The sequence below is a fragment of the Alcanivorax sp. HI0044 genome, assembly GCF_001634945.1.
This window is the reverse complement of sequence record NZ_LWEZ01001826.1, coordinates 1-769: the sequence shown is the minus strand read 5'-3', so window position 1 is coordinate 769 and position 769 is coordinate 1. Positions and strand designations below refer to the sequence as shown.

Sequence of the window (769 nt, the reverse complement as noted above, 5' to 3'; positions counted from 1 at the left end):
TTCGAAGTGTCCCGCTTCGATAACTACAGCTACCTGTTCGCCGCGCCCTATTTCATCAACCTGGAACAGGATATCGTCGAATCGGAAGTGGCATTGCAAGGCCTGCGCCTGGGCATCAACGGTCGCGTCCCCGACGTGGCCCAGTCCTTTGCCACGGTGGACACCCTGATTGGCGGTGAAGGCTACAGCGAACAGGGCGAAACCCTGTCCCGCCTGGGCACCCTGCTACCCGTGGAGCAAGGCCAGGAAAACGACGAGTTCTTCCTCACCTTCGAACGCCTGGGCAGCCACACCAATGTGCACACCGACCCGCAGCCCCTGCCGCTGACACCCAACCAGTACGGCGAACAGCCCCTGCCCGGCCTGCGCAACTTTGCCGAAATCAACGCCACCATGAGCCAGCTCACCGGGGTGCCGGAAGGCTACGGCGAGGTGCCGGACACCTACCGACGCCTGCGCGCCCAATTGCCCAGCGAGGAAAATATCGAAGCCTTCCTCACGGCGCATCAAGTGGGGATTGCCCAGCTCGCCATTGAGTACTGCAACGCGTTGGTAGAAGCAGAAATCAGCAATGACACCAGCATTCAGCCTCTGTTCATAGGCATGAATTACAACCTGGGCGCCGACACCCTCAGCCAGCAGAACTGGAAAGACTGGGTCATTTCACCGTTGTTTGAACGCATGGTCGGTAATGGCCAGGCCAGCCAGCCAGACCGCAACGGGGTTGAAAGCGAGCTGGAAAACCTGCTGTTCAATACCAACCTGACCC

1 pseudogene is annotated in these 769 nt (G+C 59.7%); it reads left to right on the top strand.

The annotated features are described in order from the left end of the window. Positions 1 to 769: pseudogene (locus A3730_RS32330) on the top strand (LamG domain-containing protein); the annotation flags it as partial.